The organism is Pseudomonas sp. C321 (assembly GCF_055407105.1).
Genome location: NZ_JBUZRB010000006.1, coordinates 356128 through 380283, shown reverse-complemented (window position 1 = coordinate 380283; position 24156 = coordinate 356128). Strand labels below are relative to the sequence as shown.

Sequence of the window (24156 nt, the reverse complement as noted above, 5' to 3'; positions counted from 1 at the left end):
ATAGATAAAAATATCCATGCATTATTGACTTACACCCTTGGCATTAGTCGCTAAGTAACAGTCGAGCTCGTGTATATAAATTATTAATACCAAGTTGAGCGTTGCGTGAAAGAGCCTCAGAGTTTGTTATAGCCTTAACGGACGAAAGTATCGCCACCTCTAGAAGTGACGAACTTTCGAAAACAATAAAGGCTGTACCAGGTGCAAGGAACTCAATCATGAAAACTCAAATCGTATTATGGAAAGCAAGTACCGCGCTGGCCCTGATTCTGGCAATGAGCCTCGCAGGCTGCAGCAGCGGTGGTGGCGGTCATAAAAGCAGCGTAGCGGCGTCCTCCCCGGACGCTGGTGCGGGCACTGGCGGTGGCACGGGTGGCGGTACTGGTGGCGGAACCGGCGGTGGCACAGGCGGCGGCACTGGTGGCGGAACCGGCGGTGGCACGGGCGGCGGCACTGGTGGCGGAACCGGCGGTGGCACGGGTGGCGGCACGGGTGGCGGAACCGGCGGTGGCACAGGTGGCGGGACCGGCTCTACCACCAGCCCGCTGACCACCGGTCAGATTGCAGCCAACCTGGGCGACACCCTTAGCGGCGTCGGCACTGCCATCGGCGGCATCGGCACAACCGTTGGTGGCGTACCGGTAGTGGGCGTAACGGCAGGCGGGCTGGTCATTGGCGCTGGCAACGCAGTCACCAGCATCGGCGATGGCGTGAGCGATGGTCTGGGTACCCTAGGCACTAACAGCAACGCCCTCGGCATAACCGTGGCCGGTGTGGCCAACGGCGTCGGCGACCTGGGCACCGGCCTTTCGGCCACCGGCAAATCCCTGACCACCAACACACAATTGGGGCAAATCCCAATCGTCGGCACCGTCGTCGGCGCAGCAGGTAACCTCGTCGATGGCGTCGGCCAGAAAGTCACCATGCTCGGTGACACCTTGAGCACCGCCAGCACCACCGGCCCACTGGGTTCGGTGACCAACACCCTCGGCAGCAAAGTGCTGGTGCCTGTGGTGTCTTTGGTCGAAGGCGTGACTGGCAAAGTCGGCAGCACCACTGGCCTGGGAAGTCCGGTCAATGGCTTGCTGGATAAAGTAGGCTCCACGGTCACTGGCCTGGGCGGCAAAGTCGCCAGCACCGGCGGTACCGGCAACCCTGTGACAGGCGCACTGGGTGGCCTGCTGACGGGTGTCGGAACCGTGGCCAATACCTCGGGCGGTTATGTCGCTCCAGCACCGGGCACCGGTGGTGGCGCAGCAGGATCGGGCCTGCTGGAAACCGTCGGCGGCATCGTAGCCGGTGCCGGCACAGGTCTGAATGCCGGCAATACCAATGGTACGGTCAGCGCAGCCGGTGTAACCGGTGGCGCCTTGGGCAACACCGTCGCCTCCCTCGGCACGCTCACCGGCGGTAATGGTGTCGCCAATACCGCAGCGGGCGCCCCGGTCGCCGCATTGACCGCCAACGTCGGCGCAGCGCTGAACCCTGTGACATCGGGGATCACCAGCCTGACCCAAAACGTCGGCACCGCCACCGGCATCGGCGCACCCGTCAACGGCCTGGTGACACAAGTAGGCGCAGCGGTCGGCGGCCTCGGCGCGAACATCACCGCCGCGAATGCCAACCCCATCACCAATACCCTTGGCCAGACAGTCACCGCAGCAGGAGGTCTCGTGTCCTCGGTCGGCGGTTTGGTTACCGGCGGCACCAGTGGTGGTGGTCTGCTCGGTGGCTTGAATGTGGGCACCAGTACTTCAGGTACAACCAGCGGGAGCGTGGGAGTAGGAGGCCTGCTCAACGGCCTGACCGGCAAATAATAGAATTGCACCTGGCCGAATAGACGGCCTCCCCTCCAGCGCCTACGCTTGGTTGAGACGAGAGATTCAGATGAGTCTCTCGTCTTTTTATATCTAGCCCCCAGCCGCCTTCAAGAGTCCGGCGAAGACAAGCGAAACACCGCTGCAGTTTTGACCACGGAGTGTCCTATGCGCGTTTTGACTCCCCTGCTTTTGCTGTCCATCAGTGTTTGTATCCAGGCCGAAACCCTGCCCAGCTTTCTCAACAGCAACGACACCATCCGCAACCTGCCCGTACCCAACCTGCCTGCTGACGCCTATCGCCCGGTCACGCCACAAACGCAATTGCCCGACACGCCGAGCGCCCAGGCCCAACCGCTGTTGATGGACACCAAAGTCACCATCCGCAAACTGCAAATCGAAGGCGGGACGATCTACCCCCTCGCAGAAGTGGCCAAGGTGTTCGAACCGCTGATTGGCCAGGAAACCAACCTCGCCCAACTGATCGAAGCCACCCGCAGAATCACCCGCCGCTATCAACAGGACGGCTATCTGTTGTCTTACGCCTTCCTGCCCGAACAACGCTTCGACCAGGGTCTGGTACGCGTGGTGTTGGTGGAAGGCTATATCCGCGATTACCAGGTGCAAGGCGATATCGGCGCGGTCTCGGCCTATGTCGATAAACTGGCGGAAAAACTCAAGGCCGAACGCCCGCTCACTCGCAAGACGTTTGAGCGCTACACCACCCTGATGGGCCGCATTCCCGGCGTCACCTTGCAGGCGCAAGTGCCACCACCCGGCACCACAGACGGCGGCGCACACATGCAGATCCAGGCCAGCCGCAAACCCTTCACCAGCAGCATGAGCATGACCGACGACAGCCGTGGTGGCTTGCAGGCCCTGATCGCCGGCACCAGCAACTCCCAGACATCAATGGGCGAGCAACTGAGCCTCAGTGGCCTGTTCCCACCCGGCAACGACAAAGAACATTACTACCGACTGGACTACAGCCAATTCCTCAATGCCGAAGGCACACAACTTAGCCTGTATGGCGCCCACTATCGCAGCGACCCGAGCACCCATATCCAACTGGACGGCGGCCTGGAACTCAAGCCGCATCGGGAAAACGACCGCTTCTCCATTGGGCTGAACCACCCGCTGATCGCCTCTCCTGCCGAGTCCCTGACCGTCGGCTCGCGCTTGTATGGCGTGAACGACAAGACACTCTACCAACTGGTGGGTTTCCCCCAGCGCTTTGACGTGGAAACCGACATGCGTGCCCTGGCCTTCGAAGGTGACTGGAGCAAGGCCGACAACCGCCAACTACGCATCCTCAGCGCCGGGCTCTACCAGGGCATCGACGGCCTGGGCGCCAAGACCCGCAGTGACCTGGGAGGGATAAAAGCCGACCTGGATTTTTTCCGCCTGCGCCTGTCCGGCGTGCAGAGCGACAAGTTCGCAGGCAACTGGCAGGGCGTGCTTTCAGCGGCGCTGTACTGGAGTAACGACACCTTGCCCGACAGCGAACGCGCCGTGTTCGGCGGGCAGAATTTCGGCCGTGGCTACCCCGATGACCAAGGCTCGGGCGACAAGGGTTGGGGCATGGCCTATGAGGTCAACTACAGCTTCAACCGCAGCGGCAACTGGGTAAAAGTCCTGCAGCCTTATGTGGTGCTCGATCGCGCCAAAGCCTGGTTCAACGACCTGCCGGTCAAGGGCAGCGACATGTCATCCGCCGCCATGGGGCTGCGCTTTGGTGATGCCAAGTACTACAACATCGCCCTGGAAGCGGCCAAGCCAATGTCCGACATGGCCCTGGACAGCTTCAATCGGCGGCCGCGGTACACGTTGAGTTTCAGTTATCAGCTGTAAGATCTGGCGACTACCCTGTGGCGAGCGGGCTTGCCCCCTCGCCACGGAAACAGACTCTCTACTACCGAGTATTCCTACTAAGCATGTAGAAGTTTCCAGCCTCAAGGGTTGACCAATTTCACCTTCGGCAACGGGAACAGGTTGTTCAAGGTATCCAGCAAGCGCACCAGGTAGATGGGCTTGCGGAACAGGTCCAGGACCTGCAGGCGCAGCAGGTCGCTGACGTCATCCATATCGGCATGACCGGACATGACAATCACGGGCAGGTGTTGGCGGGCGGTATGTTCGCGCAAGCGCTTGATCAAGGAAATACCACTTTCCTCAGGCATGCGCAGGTCGGTGATGACCAGGGCGATATCGGGGTGCAGGGTCAGCTCTTGTAAGGCGAACGTGACCGTGGTGGCGGTAAAGCAAACAAAACCTTCGTTCTCCAGCGACTCCGCCAGTTCGACAAGAGCGTCCTCTTCGTCATCCACCAGAAGTATTTGTTGGCGTGGGGACGAAGAGGGAGTCATGGGTAATACCTGAAAGTTAATTAATCGCCAAGAGTGATCCGCATTAGCTTGAGCTTGATGGTATCAAGTAGTAATTCCGTTTTGTATTTTCAGGAATATGGCGCTGATTTTATCGCCGATCCCGGTTCCAAACCCAACAATGACCACAGCAACTAGCGAAACAATAATCACGTACTCAATCGCGGACGCCCCGTCCTTGCGCCGAAAAAACAACTGGGTCTGAATATAAACCTTCAACATCAGGTCAAGGAACATATGACTTCTCCTTTTTGCGCGATTCGGCCCGGGTATCGCTGGGCTACGCGATGATTGCTGTATGCCACTAAAGCATTGTCAACAAACCCCTCCCCCACAACTGTAATAACTGATTAATCACAAAGTATTAGTCGTAAGTTTGGCGCCATAAAAACGTGCTTTAACAGCCCACTTACAGCATTTGGATAAATTTTCAGGCGGGTAATGGCATTTTGTCCTAGCTGGGCTACCTTCAAATAGCGAAATAGTTAGATGTTCATAGCTACCTGGTTGCGAAATTAACTCGTTGGGATAGACGAGCACGTAGTGCAACAGGAAAGGGAGAGCCTTCATGAACAGCCGTGTAAGCATGATAGTGGCCGGGTTACTTTTGGTTGGAGCCTTGTTTGCAGGCTATTGGGGATTGGTCCTGAGCCGTGCGCCAGAACCGGTTATCGAGCCAGTTCCCCAATCGGCCACTGTGGAAAAAACCGTAGCCGCCGTCGAAGACCAGACCCGCCAAACGGTGGTCGTCCTGGCCCATGCTGTTCCTCCTTTTGTCACCCTAACGGCCGCTGACCTGACCCTGGAAAAACTGCGCACGGCACCCGCTGGCAGCTTCACCAGCCTTGACCAGGCTATCGGTCGCACCCCATGGCGAGCGCTGCCCGCCGGTACCTGGCTGGACGACACCAGTTTCACGTCCGGCGGCCCGCTGGCGCGGATGATTCGCCCAGACGAACGCGCACTGGCTCTGGCCGTTGACGAGGTTGTCGGCGCCGGTGGCCAACTGAGCCCTGGAGACTATGTCGATGTGCTGCTGTTCCTGCGCCAGGACGCCGGCAATGAGGAACAGTCGGCACAAATCATCATTCCCGCCATGCGCGTGCTCGGCATCGGCGATCAACTAGGCCTGGCCAACGACGGCAAGCCCGCCGTCCCGCCGCCCGCAACCGCCGAAGAAAAAGCCCAGCAGGCACAACGCCGGGCAGCAGCACGCACCGTGATACTGGCTGTACCGGAGCAATTGCTGAGCCGACTGATGCTGGCAACCAGCACCGGCACCTTGCGCCTGGCAGTACGCAGCGCCGACGAACAACTGCTGAGCCAGTACTGGGCCGGTGAAAACGATGCCCAGGCCAAACTGCAAAGCGCCAACCGCGAACTGTACCAATTCACTCAACTGGCCCTGGGGGGTGCTCCGAAAAAGATAAGCCAAGGCGGATACGCAGGTGCGCCTCATCGCTCCGGCATCGAGGTGATACGCGGTAATCAATCGACCCAACAAACCCCCTGATTGAGCAAGGACGTCTTGCATGAGCCATCGCTACGCACCAGTGTTCACTCAAATGGCCTGGGCCCTGATGCTGTCGAGCCTGCCTGTCGGCCTGGCTTTCGCAGCCTCGGACAGCTGCACCAACCTGGGCCAATTGCCTGCTGCCATCTCGGTGGGCGAAGGCTTGCAACAAGAGCTGCAATCCCCGGTGGCCATTACCCGCCTGGCCATTGGCGACCCGAAAGTTGCCGATGTTCACCTCAACGGTAATCGGGGCTTCCTGCTCACGGGCATCACCTCCGGCACCACCAGCCTGATGGTCTGGACCCGCTGCTCCACAGCTCCCAGGCAGAGCATGGTGTTCGTCAAGGGCAAGGCCACTTCAGCGTTGACCAGCCTGGCGCTGTCGCCCTCCGATGACCCCACACTGCCCAGCCAGGTACAGACCGATATCCGCTTTGTCGAGGTCAGCCGTACCAAGCTAAAGGAGGCCAGCACTTCGATCTTTGGCGGCACCCGCAACTTTCTGTTCGGTAGTCCCGGTACCAGCGCGTCTGCATTACTGCCGCTGGACAACGGCAGCTTCAATATCGGCTTTGGCGGTGGGCGGTTTTCGGCGCTGATCAACGCCCTCGAACGCAGCGGATTTGCCTACACCCTGGCCCGTCCCAGCCTGGTGGCCATGAGCGGGCAGAGCGCAACTTTCCTGGCGGGCGGCGAGGTCCCGGTTCCGGTCCCCAGCAGTGGCAGCGACAGCATTTCCATCGAGTACAAGGAGTTCGGGATTCGCCTGACCCTCACTCCGACCGTCATCGACCGCAACCGCATCACCCTCAAGGTGGCGCCGGAAGTCAGCGAGCTGGACTACAGCAATGCCGTGCAGATCGAAGGCATCCAGGTGCCGGCCCTGACCGTGCGCCGTACCGACACCAGCGTGTCACTGGCCGATGGCGAAAGCTTCGTGATCAGCGGCCTGATCAGCACTAACAATCGCTCGACCATCAGCAAGTTTCCAGGCCTTGGGGACATCCCGATCCTCGGCGCGTTTTTCCGCGACTCCAACATCAGCCGCGAGGAAAAAGAGCTGCTGATGATTGTTACCCCGCACCTGGTCCAACCCTTGGCCGCCAACGCGCAATTGCCATCCTTGCCCGGTGAAAAACTGCGCAACTATGACCCGAACTGGTACCGCCTGTACTTCCTGGAAAACGGTAATTTCGACAAGCGCACGGGACTCTCCCAATGAGCGATAGCCTGAGCCAGACCTTCCTGGCAATCACCCGCAACACCACCGACCTGGAATGGCTCCAGGGCGCTCTGGCGCCACTTGGCCAGGTGGTCAGCGCCGGTGGTGGCAGCCTGGACGAATTGCTCGCGCTGGTGGACGTAACCTTCGCCAGCCTGGTGTTCGTGGGCCTGGACCGCGAACACGTAGTGGCCCAAAGCGCGCTGATCGAAAGTGCCCTGGAAGCCAAACCGATGCTGGCCATCGTTGCCCTCGGGGACGGCATGGACAATCAACTGGTGCTGAACGCCATGCGTGCCGGTGCCAGGGATTTTGTCGCCTATGGTTCACGCTCCAGCGAAGTGGCCGGGCTGGTACGGCGCCTGGGCAAGCGCTTGCCGCCGGTGACTCCAAGTGCTCACCTGGGCGGCCTCACGGTGCTGTATGGCACTCAAGGCAACGCCGACGGTGCGCTGCTGGCCAGTCACTTGGCGTTGGTGGTGCAAAAGAGCGGGCAACAAACGCTGCTGCTGGACCTGGGCCTGCCCCGTGGCGACAGCCTGGCGCTGCTGGGGCTGGAAAGTTCGTTCAACTTTGGCGATGCCCTGCGTCACTTGCGGCGCCTGGACACCACACTGATCAATAGTGCGTTCACTTCGGCCGAAGCCGGTTTACGAATCCTCGCCTATGCCGCCAGCGACGAGCCTTTGGAGCTGACCAGCGCCGCCGAGCTGTACATGTTGCTCAGCGCGTTGCGCCAACACTTCCAACACATCGTGGTAAACCTCACCGGGCAACCGGACAGCGAAGCCCTTCGCACCTTTGTCAGCCACTGCGACAAGCTCTTGTGGTGCACCGACCAGAGCGTACTGGACTGCCGTCGCAACCTGGCGGTACTGAACCTGTGGCGGGAAAAAGGCATGAGGCTCGAACACGCACGGCTACTGATCGACCGCTACCTCAAAGGCGCCGCACCGGACGTCGGCGCGCTGGAAAAAAGCTTTGGCCTGGAAGCCATCGCAGTGCTGCCATTGAGTCCCGAAGTACGCCTGAATGCAAAAAACCAGGGCCAAACCCTGTTCACCCTGGCGCCCAGGGAAAGCCTGACCCAAGGCCTGCGGACCCTCGGCGAGCATCTGGCAAAACGTTCCGAGGGCCTGGAAAAACCCTCCACCCGCTGGTTTGAGCGGCTGCGGGGGTCAAACAAATGAGCGGCGAAAAACTCTTCGGCGCCCCCGCCCGTGGTACCGGCGGCAATACTGATCACGACGGCCTGAAACTGGTGCTGCATCGCTACATCATCGATGCCATTGAGGAGACCGGGGGAAACCTGCTGGAAGGCACTCGCCAATCCCTGGCGCAATTTGTCATCGACAAGGTCGCCGAGTACATCACCCGCATGCACCTGGCGATTTCCCGTTATGAAATGGAGCGTCTGGCCGAAGAAATCGTCGACGAGCTGACCGGCTTCGGCCCGCTGGAAGTGCTCCTGCGCGACCCATCGGTCACCGAAATTCTGGTCAACGGCCCGCACAAGGTATTCGTCGAACGGGACGGCCTGCTGCACCAAAGCGACCTGCGTTTTATCGATGCCCACCACGTGGAGCGAGTCATGCAACGCATCCTTGCGCCACTGGGCCGGCGCCTGGACGAATCGTCACCGATGGTCGATGCCCGACTGCCCGATGGCAGCCGGGTCAACGCCATCATTCCACCGATTGCCCTGGATGGCCCGTGCCTGTCGATTCGAAAGTTTCGCAAGGACATGCTCAAGAGCAGCGACCTGGTGGCCATGCAGAGTATCGACCAGGGAGTTTTCGAGTTTTTCCAGGAGGCGGTGGGCAAGCGCTGCAACATACTCATCAGCGGCGGCACCGGCACCGGCAAGACCACGATGCTGAATATTCTCAGCCAACTGATCAACCCTCATGAACGCCTGGTCACCATCGAAGACGTGGCCGAGTTGCAACTGGGCCATCCCCACGTGGTGCGCCTGGAAACCCGCCCACCCAATGCCGAGGGCCATGGTGAGGTCAAGGCCAGCGACCTGATTCGTAACGCCCTGCGGATGCGCCCGGACCGCATCATCCTTGGTGAGATTCGCGGTGTGGAAGTGCTCGACGTGATGACAGCAATGAACACCGGCCACGATGGTTCCATGAGCACCGTGCACGCTAACAATGCCCAGGACGCCCTGCTGCGCCTGGAAACCCTGGTGGGCCTGACCGGGCGGGTGGTGGCTGAAAAAACCCTGCGGCAAATGATCTGCGCCGCGCTGGATGTGGTGATCCAGCTGACCCGCTTGCCCGATGGCCGCCGCTGCGTCAGTGAAGTAGTGGAAATAGTGGGCGTGCGCGACGACGTCTACGTCACCAACACGCTGTTCCGGCTTGACCGGCGTACCGGCTTCGGTTTCCTGCGCGAGGCGGTCAACCCTGCCGGTGACAAACTGCGCCGTGAGTCGGCGCTGCCTTTATAGGAGCGCAATCATGACAGGCCCCATTCTGATGTTCATGTGCGTGATCCTGATCGGCCTGTCGATAGGGCTGTTTCAGAACGGACTGCGTCGTGCAAAAACTGACCGGGTACTGGAGAGACTCGCACAAGGGCAACCGCTGCTGGCAGAAGAACATGGTCATTGGACGGGCCTTGAACGCATGTTCCTGCGCGCAGGCCTGGGCAAACCCACTGACAGCCTGGGGCTGTGGCTGACGTCCTGGGCCCTGGGCATGCTGATAGGTTTTATTGCCGCCAGTTGGCTCGGTTTGCTGGTGATGATTGTCGTACCGCCGCTGTGCCTGCACCTGTACATCGCCTGGCGCTATCAGCGACGCCTGCACCGGATGACCGAGCAACTACCGCAGTTGCTGGACCACACCGTACGCAGCCTAAAATCCGGCCGCACCCTGGCGGACGCCGTGCTGGGCGGTATCGAGGCTGCCGAGGATCCGCTCAAACAAGCCATGAGCCGCATTCAGCGCAATGTGCAAATGGGTGTCAGCCTTCCGGAATCCGCCCATGACTTCGCCGAATTCTATGAACAGGACGAATTCCGTCTGTTCGCCCTCGGCCTGAAGGTCAACCTTCGGTATGGCGGCAACGCCAGTGAGCTGCTGGAAAACCTGATCAAGATGATCCGCGAACGGGAACAGGGTGCCCGCCAACTGAAAGCCATGACCGGTGAAACCCGTATGACGGCCTATGTACTGGCGGGTCTGCCGATTGCCATGGTGGGTTATTTCATGATGGTCAACCCGGGGTATTTGATGACCATGTGGAACGATGGCACGGGGCGCTACCTGCTGTTCATTGCCCTCGCCATGGAGCTGGCGGGCAGCCTGGTCATGTGGCGCATGTTGCGGAGTATTTGAGATGGCCCTACTGATCAGTGCCTTGCTGTTTCTCGCCGCACTTGTGCTGGTCCTCGGCAACCTGATGGAGCAGCGTCGACGCCAGCGCCTGGTTACCCAGCGTCTGCAAGGGCAAATGGCCCGTGAAGACAAGCTCGGCACGTTCATGCGCCAACTGGGTAGCAGCCCGATTGCCCAACGTTCGGTCAGCCTGGACAACGAAACGCAAATACTGCTCAACCGGGTCGGCTGGAGAAAGGCCAGCCAACGCTCAATGTTTGCCGCCTTTCAGATCGGGACGCCCGTGGTACTACTGGGCATTACCGCAATGGGGCAGCAGTTGTTCTTCCGTGAGGTCGAGTTCCCGTGGATCCCGCCCCTGCTGGCCCTGGGGCTAGGCTATCTGTTGCCCAAGCGTATTCTGGCCGCTGCCGCAAAACACCGGCAGCAACGCATCGCCCGCGAAATATCGACGTTCATTCCGCTGCTGCGGATCCTGTTCGAGTCCGGCATGGCGGTGGAGCAATCACTGCGAGTCTTGAGTACTGAAGCGCAACGCTTGCTGCCCGCCCTGACCCATGAACTGCGCCTGGTCCTGTCGCGGGTCGATTCCGGCCTGGAGCTGGGTGAAGAATTGGGCAAGGCCGCCAAGGTGCTGGCAGTGGATGAATTCACTGACACCTGCGTCATCCTTCAGCAATTGATCCAACAGGGCGGCGGCGCGATGAAGTCGTTGCTGGCGCTTAAGCAACTGCTCGATGACCGCCGCCTGACCCGCTTGCAGGAATACATCTCGAAAATGTCGGCCAAGATGTCGGTGGTGATGATGGTCTTCCTGTTTCCTGCCTTGCTGATCGTCCTCGGGGGCCCAGCGTTTATCGCCATCGCCCGAGCCCTGAATAACTTTTGAGGAGCGCTTGATGAAAGCATTGATTGCCGCACTGGGCTTGCTGATGCTCGGTGGTTGCGCCAGCAACGGCCAGGCGCCCTGGGCAGCCCTGATGTCGCCAGGCAGCTGCGCCAAACCCGGCTCCGAACAGGAACTGTCGCTGAACCTGGCCGACGACATGGCCAACGAGGGCAAGCTGCACGCCAGCCTGGCCAACCTGCAAAACTTGCCCGACACCCTGCCCCAGGTACGCCAGCGCAAAGCCAAGGTTTACCGTTTATTGGGCCGCAGTGAAGCCGAACCGTTGTACCGCAGCCTGCTGGGCAGCTGCATGGCCGCCGACGGTGAGCACGGCCTCGGGCAATTAGCCGCGGCCAAGGGAGATAACGGCCAGGCCATGGCCCACATGCAACGTGCGGCGCGATTGGCACCCACCGACGAAAAAATCCGCAATGACCTGGGCGTGGTGTACCTCAACCAACTGCGCATGGAAGACGCCCGCTTCGAATTCCTCACTGCCATGGAGTTAAAGCAGAGTGATCAACTGGCCGCCGTCAATCTGGTGACCTTGCTCATCTACCAGGACAACTGGGGGCAAGCGGCGCAGCTGGTCAGCCAGATGAACCTGAGCCCGGAGCAAGTCACCGAGGCCCAGGCCAGGGCCGAGAGGCTCAAGGGGGCAAGCGTAACAGCGGCCAAGGATCAGGTAGCGGCGGTCAGCGATGCGCCGCCGCCAACAATCAAGTAAGTGGTTCAAGGAGTTGATGATGAAATTCCATTACCTCGCCAGCCTGACACTGCTGGCCCTGCCCTTGTCGGCTCTGGCCATTGAGCCAGGGCCGTCCTCCCCACAGCAGGAAGAAACCGAAAACTGGATGACGTTGCAACGCAGTGGGCAAGTCGCATCATCGGTACCGCAGAAAGCCACCACTGTCGAACGCGAGCAGGCCTTGCAGCGTTGGCTGGACAGTAACAAGCATGCGATACCGGAGTTTTTTGACCAGAAAGCCGGAGGGGATTCGCCTGGAGGTAAGTGAAGAGCGCGACCGGTACAACAATGAGAACCCAATGTGGCTTACCTATGCCCATCGCAGGCAAGCACACACTGGGTCGCGTTTATTACTTCAGTGTGCGGTCACCCGCTGGCGCATCGCCGAGTTGTTGGGCGAGAGCGCCAGGGCCAACTGCGTGCGGTTGTGCATATGGGTCAGGCGCAACACCTGGGATACATAGAGTTTGACCGTGTTTTCTGTGATGCCCAACTCACAGGCGATCTGGTAGTTGGTCTGGCCCTTGCCCACCAGCCGGGCGACATCCAGTTGGCGCGGTGACAACGGGTTGAAGATCGCCGGTATTTCCAACCGTTCGGCATCTTCGGCAGACACTTCGCCCTCGCTCTGCGACGCGGGGCTGCGACGGACCTTGTCCAGGTCCTGGTACAGATCATTAATGGACTCGGAAAGCGTTTGCAGCTTCTGATTCAGATGGCCCAGGTGCACGCTCTTTTGCCGCTCTTGCAGCGCGGCCTCCTGGCGCTGCAGCCCTTCAAGCAGTTCATCAAGGTTGATCGGCTTCTGATAATAATCAGCGATCCCGGCGCGTAGGGCCTTGATCACGTCCTGCTTGTCAGCGCGACCGGTCAACATGATGGCTTCGAATGCCCGCTGCGTGCCGGCCACCCGCTGCAGGGCCTGGACCAGCTCAATGCCATCCATCTCCGGCATATGCAGGTCACACAGCACCAGGCCAATCTCTGCGTCTTCGGTGAAGCGCTGCAACGCCTGCGGGCTAGACAGGCAAGGGACGCAGCGATAACCGCTGCTTTCAAGAAATTCACAAAGCTCTTCCACGATCAGTGGTTGATCGTCGACCACGAGCACTTTTACCGCAGAGGTAAGCTTGTTCACGCGCTACTCCATGCCTGGCAAGCCAAAGATGACCTATCCGTTCCGAGGATCTTTCCTACACACCTACCTCAATAAATCTAGACGTACTTTCCGACTATGTACATAGCGATACCCGGAGGCGATGACTAATGAATACACAACCAGGTGAAGGAAAACCCCACCAGCAGAAATGGCGCAAAAGGCAGTCTTTTTGACGGATCAGGTGCCAGGTATCCAAGTCGCCCTCTAAGCCCTTGACTTATATGTGGCCAGAGCCGGGGCGCAAGTATCAGCCACAGGACATTGGCCACGCCTGCGCCGATCAGCGACCACAGCAAATAGGTCGAATTCGACCCCAGGCCCAGGGCAGCCAGCAACTTCACATCGCCCGCCCCCAGACGCCCCAACGCATAACCCGGTAACGTCAATAAAAGCGCCAGGGCAAATGCCCATAAGCCTTGAGTACCGGACGCACCCAGCCACGTCGTGCCACTCCACAATAAATAGACCAGCGCCAATAGCGCCGCGCCCAGAGTCAGCCAATTGGCGATCTGACGCCGACGAATATCCTGCACCGCACACACCACCAACCAGAAGAACACCACGATGCTTTGGATCACGTAAAAAACATCCCTTTTTGCTGAATGATTCTATGCTGATATCAGGTAGTAGCAGTCAGGGTAGACGCAGTGATGAAAACAGGCCTCCCTAGAAAGCAAAAAGGCGCGGTGGCGATCGAGTTCGCCCTGGTCTTTGTGGTTTTTTTTGCCGTGTTCTACGGAATGATCAGCTACAGCCTGCCGTTGCTGCTGATGCAGTCGTTCAACCAGGCCACGGCTGAGGCGGTCCGGCGCAGTGTGGCGATAGACCCGAACTCACCGGGCTACACCGCAAGCGTCGGGCCGGCAGCAGCAGAGTTCGCGCGCAAGCAGTTGGATTGGATTCCCTCCGCCTTTCAATTTCTGCCCGGACACGTCACCGGGACATTCACCGGTGGCGTGCTCAAGGTCGAGATCAATTACCCCTCGACCAATCTCAAGGGCGTGCTGCCGTTTATCGTCCTGCCGGGTATTGGTGACGTGCCCAAACTGCCCACCATGCTCCATGCCCAATCGAGCCTGCAATTTTGACCTCGGGGGACAAACTCTTCGGGCGCTTGCTCGGCCGCAGCAGCCCCCTGCCCCTCGACACGCCTACTCGCCAGCCCACCACGGGCTTGCAAGTGCAATTGGACCATCAAGGCCACGTGCTGCACATCAACGGCACCTTGCGCCAACAACTTGCCCAACACCTGACGAGCGACCCCCAGCCGCTGTTGCGTGATCTGCTGTGTACCAGCAGCGAACTGAGTGTCGAAGGAACCCCTGCCGACTGGCAGCACCACAGCCTGGACCTGGACTTCCACGGTGCCGCCGGGCAAACCCTGCAGACCAGAGGCTGGATCGAGCCGGACGGCGATGGCTGGATCCTGCGACTGCTGGATATCGGCGACTTGCTGGCCGGGCGGCAGCTGGCGCAACACCGCGAGCAAAACCATCAACTGGCCTGCAAGATGAGCGAGCAATTGCGGGTCTGCAGCCTGGCGCGACTGCCGGAAGTGTTCAACGAACACCTGCGCAGCCTGGCCCAACGCTGGAAAATCCCCTGTGTGGCCCTCGCCTTGCTGGATGAACAGGATCAGGGCTGGCTGGTCTACAGCCAATACGTGGCTCATGACGCCCCGGCGCTATGGCAAACCGGGCAACGCCTGGGCACCAGCCTGGACAGCGTCAACGGTAATACGCCACTGAGCCTCGCGGTCGGCCAGGGCCGCAGTGAACACCCGCGCCTGCACAGTGTGTTTGGCAATGCCGACGGTTTCCTGGTGCCGTACCGCGATGGCCAAGGCGTTGCGGCGTGGTTGTTGTGCGGGTTTTACAGCGGCCAGGCGGATATCGGTGACCGTGACTGGCTGAACCTCACCGCCGCCCTCGCCGCCCCCCTGCTCAGCCGCCTGCGCGAGCAACGTCACCATCAGCAACTGGAGCGCCTGGAAGCCTTGCAAGGCCTGCTCGGTACCGGTTGGTGGGAGCTGCAGCCAGCAAGCCAGGAGATCCAGCTCGCACCACAGCTCATGCGCAGCCTGAGCCTTGAGGACGGCCCCACGCGACTGGACCTGGCCAACTGGCTGGACTTGATCCATCCGGCCGACCGCCAGGAATTGAACAGCCGCCTGCAGGATTTGCAACAGTTGAGCAAACCCTTGTTGACCAGCGTGCGCCTGCACCGTACCGACGCCGAACATAACCCCATCTGGTACCGCGTCCAGGGCCAGGTGCTGGGCGTTGGCGACAACCGGCGCTGGATCGGCTTCATGCTCGACATCAGCGATATCAAGAACCAGCAACTGCAAGCCGCCGCCGCCCACGCCCGCCTGGATAACCTGATCGCCAGTTCACCAGCGGTGATCTACGTCCAGCGCTATGCCAGCGGCGCCTTGCACCCAGCGTTTTTCAGCGACAGCCTGTTGCCGCTTTTGGGCTGGACCCTGGCCGAATGCACCCACGACACGCTGGCTTCGTTAATCCACCCCGAAGACCGCGACCTCTACTTTGAACGCACCCGCCACCTGCTGCGCGAAGGCAACGTGCGCAGCCGCTATCGGGTGCGGGACAAACAAGGTGATTACCACTGGCTGCTGGACGAAGCCAAGCTGCTGCGCGACGACCTCGGCCTGCCAGTGGAGGCCGTCGGCCTGTGGCTGGATATTACCGAGGCGACCCTGGCCGCAGAGCGGGTCAAGCAGAGCGAGGAGCGCTACCGGATTCTGGTGGAGGACTCGCCGGCGATGATCTGCCGCTACCGTCCAGACCTGACCCTGACCTTCGGCAACACGCCGCTGGCCAACTACATGGAGTGTTCGCCGGCACAACTGCCGGGGCTGAATCTGAGCCAGTGGCTATCGGAAGAACAACGCATCGCGTTTATCCAGCGCATCACTCAATTGACCCCGGAGTTTCCCGTCAGCACTGCCGAGATCAGCCTGCAACTGCCCGGACGCGAACATGCCTGGTGGGTCTGGTCCGACCGTGGCGTGTTCGACGAACAGGGCCAGTTGCAAGAAGTCCAGGCCGTCGGACGCGACAACACCGAAGTGCGCCGTTCACAACAACAACTGACCCAAAGCGCAAAAATGGCCACCCTTGGCGAGATGGCCACCGGCCTTGCCCATGAAATCAACCAGCCGCTGAACGTCATGCGCATGGCCATCGTCAACATGCTCAAACGCCTGGGCAACGGCGATGCGCAGATCGATTACCTGACGGAAAAACTCCAGCGCATCGACTCCCAGGTCCAGCGAGCAGCCAGGGTGGTGGACCACATGCGGGTGTTCGGGCGCCGCTCGGAAATTGAGCAGCAACCCTTCGACCCGGCCCAAGCGGTGGACGGCACGCTGTCCCTACTCAGCGAAGGCCTGCGCGGCAAAGGCCTGGACCTGCGTGTCACCCCGGTCGATTTCACGGTGCAGGTCAAAGGCTACGTCGACCAGTTGGAACAGGTGCTGATCAACCTGATGGTCAATGCCCGCGACGCCCTGCTGAGCAAGCACGAGCAGGACCGCGACTTCAAACCCTGGATCTCGTTGCACTGCGAACACGACAGCCGCCATGTGCGGATCTGGGTGGAAGACAACGGCGGCGGGATTGACCCACGGTTGCTCGAGCGGATTTTCGAGCCGTTTTTTACCACCAAGCCGATTGGCGTGGGCACCGGATTGGGATTGTCAGTGAGCTACGGAATTGTAGAAAACATGGGCGGACGGCTGAGCGTTGCCAACAGTGAGAATGGGGCGAGGTTTTGTGTGGAGTTACCGGTGGTGGAGGGTTAGATCACTAGGTAGGCCTGTCCCATATGACAACTTAGGTTGGCGCCAATTTCGGCATTTCCCAGGCTGATACCCAGAGCGCTCAGCAGGGTATTGACGATTGGATCCAGTAGCGGTGCCAGAAGACCCTGAATCGCTCCCACAAGAATATTGGTAATCGTCGTGAGCAACCCCGCGACTGAAGCAAGCGCGCCACTTGATACGGTGCCTGTAGGAGGTGCATAGGTCACTTGAAGGCCACTCAACGTCGCGCCAAGGCTATTGATGATGTTGACGCTGGAAATACTTTTATAGGTCGGTGGCAAGTTCATTTCAGCTACCGGAGAGTAGAACAAGCTTTCAGTTCGCTGCCCCACGGTGGATTGCGATTTCAATAGAAAACCACCACCCACATTTGGTGTGCGTGTAGCACTACACACCACTATCGCCACACAATGCCTCGTACCAATATCGATCAGCCGTATCGGCTGGACGTCTACCGGCACTAACGAGGAGAAAGCTTTAGTAGGATCAATATTACCGATGGCCAGCGTGGCAAGAGAACTGCTGGCTAGGACCGTTAAAGACTTTGTCGCTGGATTCGCACAACTGAAATCAGTGACATGGCTTTCTCCGCTGGCAGCTTCTATGTAGATGTCCAGCTTGGAGGCGATATCGACATCGGTATATTCACAGGAAATCAGACATAGAACAGCATTCAGCACCCCTGCCAGATTCAGGTTCAACAGACTGTTTACCACTCCGGTCACCGGCGTGGTCAAGCCGACAACCGCCGACGCGATCGAAGAAACGCCCTTTAGTACGGGAATTTCGAGAGATATCAAGGTCCTGACTTGTGCAGTACGCACGAAAATCTGATTAGTCCCCGTCAGCAGGCCTGCCTTTGCCAAGGCTGGGTTTCCGATAGCTGCTAGCTGCGGCGGCTCGATGACTTTCGTTGTTATCGAAGCATTGCCCACCAATGGAATATTCAATTGAAACGCAGCACTCACAGCACTCTTGCTACTCGAGAGCTGGGCTACACCCTGGATCAATTCGAACAACTTCACGTTGGTGTTCAGGGCAGTGGCCGGTGTTCCGGTCGCGACCTTCAATAAGTCCCCAACTTTCAACAGTTGTGTATTCGGGGCAATTGCCTCAATCGAAATTGCATTGTTAATGATGGCCGCTGCCACCGTACCGTTTGTTTGCAAGACCTTGACCGCAGCATTGATCAATTGAGTCGGGGATACGGCAGCGTTCAACAACGCCTGATAGTCCCCTGCTGTTACATTTAATTGAATGGCCAACTGATCCAGATAACTGAGCAGATTGACATCAGTATTGGCCAACCCCTCCCAGCCAACAGCCGTGAGAGCAAGGCTACCGCCAAGTAAGCTGCCGAGTGTCTTATTCAAGATTTCTGACTTGGCGGAGTTGATCGTACCCAATGAGCTTCGAATGGTCAGTTGCGCCACTGGTGGCGCCAGTGCCGCCACCGCCGTCGCCGACAACGTCGTAGTGGTTTGAGGCGTGCCGCTGAAGAGGTTCCACACGCCATTGGCGATGCTGTTGGTCACCGTGTACGACGCCACCACACGAATTGCATCGTTTTTACTGGCGTCGGCGTTGAAGACGCGGATATTGCTGGCGTTGGTCACCAAGGTGCCACAGGTCACGGCAAGCCCACGGCTGTTGTCGTTGGCAATTACGGTGAAGCCGTTGCGCGTGGCGTTTTGCTTGGCGTAATCGGTGGCCGTGGTACTGGGCGCGCATTGTCCGCCGCGACCGGCTGCTTCCAGGGCGGCGGTATCGGCAATCGACTGTAACTTGCGCTTTTCCAGGTACAAGCGTCCGCTATCGACCACAAGCAACGTGCACACCAAGGCCAACGCCATTACGCAAACGGCAATCAGGCCAATCGCACCACGTTGCCCGGAATAACCGGCCAGGCGGCCAGAACGAAGTCGGGGAGACATCGAGCACTCCTTTGCCGGCGAACTGCCGAGCGCTTACTCTCCTGTGTTGAACAGCAGTGTAGACAAGGGTTGGGAAGTGCGCTGGCATGTCGCCACTTTTGCCGACTCCTGGAGTGGCGCGAACTAAAATTTGCGTAGGCACTATCGAGCCCCAGCGAGGCTGCGATGGGATCGCTGCGGTGTTTTCAGGACCGCTTCAGGCAATCAGCGCGGTGGATAGTTGGAAAGAACCTTGGCCACCGTCGCCCGAACAGCCGCACTACGGTCCTGTGGGTTAGGCGTGCCGCTCATCATTTGCTCATCGCTGCCGCGCCACACTAGCTTGCCGTCCTTGCCGTCCAGCAGGTCGATCTGGATGGTCGCGACTTTGTAGGTGATGTTGCGGGTTTCGTTGTACATCGGCGCGCCCCAGTATCCGTTCCACGGCCCGCCCCAGGCGCCACCGTAGTTAGTGGTGACTTGTTGCTGGCGATCCTCGACGATCAGGTAAGTCTGCACGTTCAGGTCAGCCTTGGTGCCCGCAGCGGCAGGACGCAAGCCACGCTGTTCCAGTTGCTCGCCTACCGCCTGGCGGATGCGCTGTTCGGTGAGGTCGCTCTTGATCCGCGGATCATCGGGACGGTACTGCAACGCGGGGTCTTTCCAGCTCCAGCTGCGGTAGGCACCAAAATCGCGGCTGGCATCAAAGTCGTGGTTGACCTGACTCGTCTGGCAGCCGCCCAGCAGCACGGCAAAAGCAAGCAAAGCGATACGACGCAACATGATTGTTCTCCAAGAGGCTATTTGAGGCGCTATCTGAGTCTGAGATGAGAATAGTTGTTAACTTGGAGGATACGCCGTCATTGCCTTTTGCACAGCCTGGCGCAAGGCATCACCGCGTTCACTCAGACTTCCCTGGCTGCTGGTTTCAGCGCTGGCGCTCCAGACTGGCTGGCCGCTGCGGGCATCAAACAAATTGACCCGCACCACCACGACCTGCACTTCATAGGTGCGCACCATAGGCACCGAGTTGTACATGCCGTAACCGTTGCCATAGCGGTTGTAGCCGCCGTAGCCATAGTTGTCCTGGACCTGACGCAGGCGTTTTTCCTGGTGCACATCAGCGCTGACCAACAGGTCGGGCGCGCGGTTGTCATGCATCGGGCGCAAGCCGCGTTGATCCAGGGCGCCACTGACCGCTTCGGCAATCTGCGCCGAGTCGGCCCAAGCCGAGCCCGCCGGCAACTGGCCGTTGCGCCAGGCCCAATTGCGGTAGGCGCCATAGTCGCGCACCGGCGCCGGGTAGGCGCTGGCATCAAAGGTATTGGCTGCCTGGGCAGGCGCCGCAGGAATGGGGCTGGAGGCAGCTACATAAGGGTTGTTGCTCTGGCAGGCACCAAGCCCCAGGCAGAGCAGGATAAATCCGACACGGCGCTTCATTTCAACCTCCGCAGACTGGGCCGTTTAAACCGGACGGCAGATCCAGTGCAAATAACGCCCAAGTCCGGCAAAGCTTGGGTGTCGACGGTGAGCGAGCTCCATCTCGACTAAATCCTGCAAATTGACGCGGGCCTGGAACTCCACCGGCATATAGTCGTGGAACACCCGCACGCCACTCTGGCTTTCGACCTGCCACAGGCCATCTAGTTGCGCCGCCAACTCCCGGGGATCAAGGGGTTGCTGCGGCGTCAGGCTCTGCTTTTCGCCGGCCATGTCGTTCTTGCGCATTTTGCGGAAGTGGCCTTTGAGCAGGTTGCGGTAAATCAGCGCATCGCGGTTGTAAAAGGCCAGGGACAACCAGCCACCGGGCGCCGTCAGTTGGTGCAGCACCGGCAGGATCCCATGGGGCTCGGCCAGCCACTCCAGCACGGCGTGGCACAACACCAGGTCGTAAGGTTCGGTGAGTTGGCCCAGCAGGTCCTGCCAGGGCGCCTGGATAAAGGTGGCGCTCTGACCGGCTTCGGCAAAGCGCTGGCGGGCGCCGTCAAGCATCGGCGCGGCGGGCTCGGCCAAAGTCACCTGATGACCGCGCTCGGCCAGCCACAGCGACATATGACCAAGGCCCGCGCCGATATCCAGCACCCGCAGCGGGCGGTCCGGCAGGGTTTCGATCAAGTCGGCCTGCAACACCGCCAGGCGAATGGCACCCTTGGCGCCACCGTAGATTTTTTCGGCAAACCGGGTGGCAAGCTGGTCGAAATGGCGATCACTCATGGGCAAACCGCCGCTCGCTGTCGGCCAGCTTGGCGCGTACCACTTGATCCATGTCCAGCCCCAGCTCACTGCACAGCAGCAGTAGATACAGCACGATGTCACCGACTTCCTGGCCGGCATGGGCGAGTTTGTCTGCGGGTAGCTGGCGCGATTGGTCTTCGCTCAGCCACTGGAAAATCTCCACCAGTTCGGACATTTCCACGCTGGCGGCCATGGCCAGGTTTTTCGGACTGTGGAATGGCTTCCAGTCGTTGTTATCGCGGATGCGATGCAGGCGTTCGGTGAGGTGTTCGAGGTTCATGGGGGGCTCCTGAAGGTGTATAGCTTCGGGCGGATAACCGGCGAAGGCAAGTGAATGGTGGCGGCTCTAATCCACCACGCTGAACTCAACCCTGGCCGTCTGCCCTGCCTCATCGAGCACACTCAATTGATAGCGGCCCAGGCGTTCGAAGCTGGCGTTGATGCTGTCCTGGTTGGCGCTGTCTCCCAGCGGTGCGCCGTTGAGAAACCACCAGCGCCGGCCGCTGCCGCCCAGGGCGGAGATTTTCAGGCTTAGGCGTTGCAGGCTGGCGGACGGAAGACGCAGTTGATCGCCCTCGCGTACACCAACGATGGACAACGGCGACGACGCCGCTAGCGCGGGTGGCGGGCAATCGGGATCAGCTGCGGGAATTCGCGCTTCCCGGCGCTCGACCCTGGGCAGCCACGGCTCCAGCGGTGCCGGCCACAGCGCAACGTCCCGAGATACCGCGCCGGGACAATTAGCGGCTACCCGCAGGCCCTTGGCATTGACCCAGATTGTCTCCATCAACCCGACACCCAACGGCTGATCCAATGCCTGCAAGGTCGGCGGCGTGGTCTTGTCCAGAGTCCAGGCGAAGCGTTGGCGGCGGCAGTTGGGATCGCTACGGCTCATCGGTTGACCCAACGGCCAGCAGATCGCCGCGACGCCGACGTTCATCGGCACCGGTTTAACGGGCGCACTGATACCACGCTGGCTGTCGCGATTGGTCAGCACATCATGCACTTGCAGCATCAAGGGCGCCGCCGAGGCCAGGCCGAACTGGCCCGGCACCGGCGTGCCATCCGGGCGGCCGATCCACACACCGATCAAGTAACGCGGCCCAACGCCAATGGCCCAGGCATCGCGAAAGCCATAACTGGTCCCGGTTTTCCAGGCCAACACCGGCCGCTGCACCAGCTCGGCCCGAGGGTCACGGTCCGGTCGCGCCTGGCCGCTGAGGATGCGCCGCACAATCCAGGCGGACCCTGGCGACAGTAATGGCCGCTCTCTTAGTGCATCGTCCGGCTGCAAACGAATGTTGGCGCTCTTGCCGTCCCGGGCGAAGGCGCTGTAGCCACTGACCAGATCTTCCAGACGGCTGCCGGCGCCGCCAAGGATCAGCGCCAGATTCGGTTCGGCCAGGGCCGGCAGCGCCAGGGGCATGCCGCCGATGCGCATTTGTGCGGCAAAGCGCTTCGGTCCATAGGCTTCCAGCAATTGCACCGCCGGCAGGTTCAAGGAGCTGGACAACGCCGTACTGGCCGGTACCGCACCGCTGAATCCCATGGAAAAGTTGCCCGGCCGGTAATCACCGTAACGCCGTGGCACGTCCTGCAACAAGGACTCGGAATGAATCAACCCGGCGTCCAGCGCCATGCCATAAAGGAAGGGTTTGAGCGTCGACCCCGGCGAGCGCATGGCGCTGATCATGTCGACATGGCCAAAGCGCCGGGTGTCGTTGATGTCCACTGAGCCCAGATAGGCGCGCACCGCCATGGTTTCCTCTTCTACCACCAGAATCGCCGCCGACGTGTGCTCTGGCAGACGCGCACGCCAGCCCAGCAGCAGGTCTTCGAGGCGACGTTGCAGGGTGGCATCCAGGGTGGTGCGAATCAGCGGTGGGCTATCGGGACGGTTTAGCCGGCGGGCCAGCAACGGCGCGAGGCTCGGCTCCAGGCGTGGCGCCAGCAACAACGGTTCTTCAAGAGCTTCGTCGACGGCAGATTGCGGCCACACCTGAAACTCAGCCAGCCGGCGTAACACCTTGTCCCGCGCTTGCTGGGCACGCAACGGATGACGATCCGGGCGTAAACGGCTCGGCGCCTGGGGCAACACCGCGAGCAAGGCGGCTTCGGCGTGGGTCAGTTGCTGTGGCGACTTGCCCAGATAAGCCCAACTGGCAGCAGCCACACCCTGCAAGGTGCCGCCGAAGGGCGCGCGATTGAGGTAGAGGTTGAGGATCTGCTCCTTGGACAGGTGCCATTCCAGCTGGGCCGTGCGCCACAGTTGCCGCAGCTTGCCGTGGAAAGTCCGCGAGTGGGGATCGAGCAAGCGCGCAACTTGCATCGACAAGGTGCTGCCGCCGGACACCACCCGCGCACCGGTGAGGTTCTGCCAGGTGGCGCGTACCAACGCGAGCGGGTTTACGCCAGGATGCTGATAAAACCAGCGGTCTTCGTAGGTCAGCAGGGCGTCAAGGTAGTACGGCGAGACTTCGCTGTTTTCCACCGGGTAGCGCCATACGCCATTGGCGTCGGCAAAGCGCCACAGCGGCGTACCGTCTTCAGCCAGCACCACGCGGGCCAGGTCGTCCTTGGGCAGCGGCAACGGCCAGAGACGGTCGGCGAGCCATAACAAGGCAATCACCAGCACCACACTGCCCAGCGTCCAACGCGCAACTAATCGCAAACTCAAACCTGCAAACCTCTATGCTTCAAGGGAACTAGCCCGTGGGATTAACGACCAAAGGCTCAGGTCCGGCAGATACGCCCACCTTTTTATCAGGACACACACATGCAGGTAGAAAGCTTTTTCGAATGGCTGGGCCAGGCGCTCGGTTCCGTCATCCGGTTTATCGTCGATGGGCTCAGTGGGTTGTTCAACGCGTTGACTCATGCTGGCGGCAACTTTATCGAAGGCCTGTCCCGCACCCTGGGCATGGATACCTCGATCATCAGCATCATCACCCTGATCATCGGCCTGATGCTGTTGTACTCGGCGGTTCGCGCCTTTATGCGGGCCTCGATCATCATGGGCATTATCTGGCTGATGCTCGGGTTGTGGCTGTTGAGTTGGGTGGTTCACTAACGACCC

Annotated in this window: 23 protein-coding genes; 13 read left to right on the top strand and 10 right to left on the bottom strand. The window is 60.2% G+C overall.

Features of this window, described 5'->3' with window-relative positions; genetic code table 11:
* Positions 1–218: 218 nt before the first annotated feature.
* Together ACZRJ6_RS19885 and ACZRJ6_RS19880 are read left to right on the top strand one after the other, a co-directional pair.
* Positions 219–1817 carry a collagen-like triple helix repeat-containing protein gene (locus ACZRJ6_RS19885; protein WP_463969203.1) on the top strand — a complete coding sequence of 533 codons (1599 nt, stop codon included), beginning with the start codon at positions 219–221 and terminating at the stop codon, positions 1815–1817.
* Positions 1818–1985: 168 nt separating this feature from the next.
* On the top strand, positions 1986–3668 hold the full coding sequence (locus ACZRJ6_RS19880) for a ShlB/FhaC/HecB family hemolysin secretion/activation protein (protein ID WP_463969202.1): 1683 nt from the start codon (positions 1986–1988) through the stop codon (positions 3666–3668).
* Between the two features lie 101 nt (positions 3669–3769).
* On the opposite strand, the gene ACZRJ6_RS19875 is transcribed toward ACZRJ6_RS19880, so the two are convergent.
* Entirely contained in the window at positions 3770–4183 is a 414-nt protein-coding gene (locus tag ACZRJ6_RS19875; RefSeq protein WP_463969201.1) for a response regulator, read from the bottom strand.
* A gap of 63 nt (positions 4184–4246) precedes the next feature.
* Positions 4247–4438, bottom strand: coding sequence for a Flp family type IVb pilin (locus tag ACZRJ6_RS19870; protein WP_463969200.1), 192 nt, complete (start codon positions 4436–4438; stop codon positions 4247–4249).
* A 331-nt stretch (positions 4439–4769) separates the two neighbouring features.
* Between ACZRJ6_RS19870 and cpaB the strand changes: the two genes are divergently transcribed.
* Genes cpaB through ACZRJ6_RS19830 form a run of 8 tightly spaced genes read left to right on the top strand, consistent with a single transcriptional unit; the run spans position 4770 to position 12194 of the window.
* Positions 4770–5714: a Flp pilus assembly protein CpaB gene (cpaB, locus tag ACZRJ6_RS19865; RefSeq protein ID WP_463969199.1), complete on the top strand. Its 945-nt coding sequence runs from the start codon at positions 4770–4772 to the stop codon at positions 5712–5714.
* Positions 5715–5733: 19 nt separating this feature from the next.
* Positions 5734–6939 (top strand): type II and III secretion system protein family protein, encoded by a 1206-nt coding sequence (locus ACZRJ6_RS19860; protein ID WP_463969198.1) that lies wholly within the window; start codon positions 5734–5736, stop codon positions 6937–6939.
* A complete protein-coding gene (locus ACZRJ6_RS19855) occupies positions 6936–8129 on the top strand; it encodes an AAA family ATPase (RefSeq protein ID WP_463969197.1) in 1194 nt (397 codons plus the stop codon). Before ACZRJ6_RS19860 ends, ACZRJ6_RS19855 begins: the two co-directional genes overlap by 4 nt.
* On the top strand, positions 8126–9397 hold the full coding sequence (locus ACZRJ6_RS19850) for a CpaF family protein (RefSeq protein ID WP_463969196.1): 1272 nt from the start codon (positions 8126–8128) through the stop codon (positions 9395–9397). Before ACZRJ6_RS19855 ends, ACZRJ6_RS19850 begins: the two co-directional genes overlap by 4 nt.
* Before the next feature lie 10 nt (positions 9398–9407).
* Positions 9408–10289, top strand: a complete 882-nt coding sequence (locus ACZRJ6_RS19845; protein ID WP_463969195.1) for a type II secretion system F family protein — start codon at positions 9408–9410, stop codon at positions 10287–10289.
* Position 10290: 1 nt separating this feature from the next.
* On the top strand, positions 10291–11178 hold the full coding sequence (locus ACZRJ6_RS19840) for a type II secretion system F family protein (protein WP_463969194.1): 888 nt from the start codon (positions 10291–10293) through the stop codon (positions 11176–11178).
* 10 nt (positions 11179–11188) lie between these two features.
* The gene (locus ACZRJ6_RS19835; RefSeq protein ID WP_463969193.1) at positions 11189–11905 is read left to right on the top strand and encodes a hypothetical protein; all 717 of its coding nucleotides are present in this window, start codon (positions 11189–11191) and stop codon (positions 11903–11905) included.
* Between the two features lie 19 nt (positions 11906–11924).
* Positions 11925–12194, top strand: a complete 270-nt coding sequence (locus ACZRJ6_RS19830) for a DUF3613 domain-containing protein (protein ID WP_463969192.1) — start codon at positions 11925–11927, stop codon at positions 12192–12194.
* A gap of 87 nt (positions 12195–12281) precedes the next feature.
* On the opposite strand, the gene ACZRJ6_RS19825 is transcribed toward ACZRJ6_RS19830, so the two are convergent.
* Positions 12282–13064: a response regulator transcription factor gene (locus ACZRJ6_RS19825; RefSeq protein WP_463969191.1), complete on the bottom strand. Its 783-nt coding sequence runs from the start codon at positions 13062–13064 to the stop codon at positions 12282–12284.
* A gap of 125 nt (positions 13065–13189) precedes the next feature.
* Complete coding sequence (locus ACZRJ6_RS19820) at positions 13190–13660, bottom strand: prepilin peptidase (protein WP_463969231.1); 471 nt, start codon at positions 13658–13660, stop codon at positions 13190–13192.
* 75 nt (positions 13661–13735) lie between these two features.
* Here ACZRJ6_RS19820 and ACZRJ6_RS19815 point away from each other — a divergent pair, with 75 nt between their 5' ends.
* Both ACZRJ6_RS19815 and ACZRJ6_RS19810 read left to right on the top strand, forming a co-directional pair.
* Positions 13736–14173: a TadE/TadG family type IV pilus assembly protein gene (locus ACZRJ6_RS19815; RefSeq protein WP_133101526.1), complete on the top strand. Its 438-nt coding sequence runs from the start codon at positions 13736–13738 to the stop codon at positions 14171–14173.
* Complete coding sequence (locus ACZRJ6_RS19810; RefSeq protein ID WP_463969190.1) at positions 14170–16911, top strand: PAS domain-containing sensor histidine kinase; 2742 nt, start codon at positions 14170–14172, stop codon at positions 16909–16911. Before ACZRJ6_RS19815 ends, ACZRJ6_RS19810 begins: the two co-directional genes overlap by 4 nt.
* On the opposite strand, the gene ACZRJ6_RS19805 is transcribed toward ACZRJ6_RS19810, so the two are convergent.
* The 6 genes from ACZRJ6_RS19805 to pbpC all read right to left on the bottom strand — a co-directional run bounded on the left by ACZRJ6_RS19805 (position 16908) and on the right by pbpC (position 23757).
* Positions 16908–18866, bottom strand: a complete 1959-nt coding sequence (locus ACZRJ6_RS19805) for a pilus assembly protein TadG-related protein (RefSeq protein WP_463969189.1) — start codon at positions 18864–18866, stop codon at positions 16908–16910. The genes ACZRJ6_RS19810 and ACZRJ6_RS19805 overlap by 4 nt on opposite strands.
* Before the next feature lie 204 nt (positions 18867–19070).
* A complete protein-coding gene (locus ACZRJ6_RS19800; RefSeq protein ID WP_463969188.1) occupies positions 19071–19628 on the bottom strand; it encodes a DUF4136 domain-containing protein in 558 nt (185 codons plus the stop codon).
* A gap of 57 nt (positions 19629–19685) precedes the next feature.
* Positions 19686–20285 (bottom strand): DUF4136 domain-containing protein, encoded by a 600-nt coding sequence (locus ACZRJ6_RS19795; protein WP_463969187.1) that lies wholly within the window; start codon positions 20283–20285, stop codon positions 19686–19688.
* A gap of 24 nt (positions 20286–20309) precedes the next feature.
* The gene (locus ACZRJ6_RS19790) at positions 20310–21059 is read right to left on the bottom strand and encodes a methyltransferase (RefSeq protein WP_463969186.1); all 750 of its coding nucleotides are present in this window, start codon (positions 21057–21059) and stop codon (positions 20310–20312) included.
* Entirely contained in the window at positions 21052–21360 is a 309-nt protein-coding gene (locus ACZRJ6_RS19785; RefSeq protein ID WP_149411070.1) for a MazG-like family protein, read from the bottom strand. The genes ACZRJ6_RS19790 and ACZRJ6_RS19785 overlap by 8 nt, the downstream gene beginning before the upstream one ends.
* 66 nt (positions 21361–21426) lie before the next feature.
* Positions 21427–23757: a peptidoglycan glycosyltransferase PbpC gene (pbpC, locus tag ACZRJ6_RS19780; RefSeq protein WP_463969185.1), complete on the bottom strand. Its 2331-nt coding sequence runs from the start codon at positions 23755–23757 to the stop codon at positions 21427–21429.
* A gap of 99 nt (positions 23758–23856) precedes the next feature.
* Here pbpC and ACZRJ6_RS19775 point away from each other — a divergent pair, with 99 nt between their 5' ends.
* Entirely contained in the window at positions 23857–24150 is a 294-nt protein-coding gene (locus tag ACZRJ6_RS19775) for a hypothetical protein (protein ID WP_133101518.1), read from the top strand.
* Positions 24151–24156 lie beyond the last annotated feature (6 nt).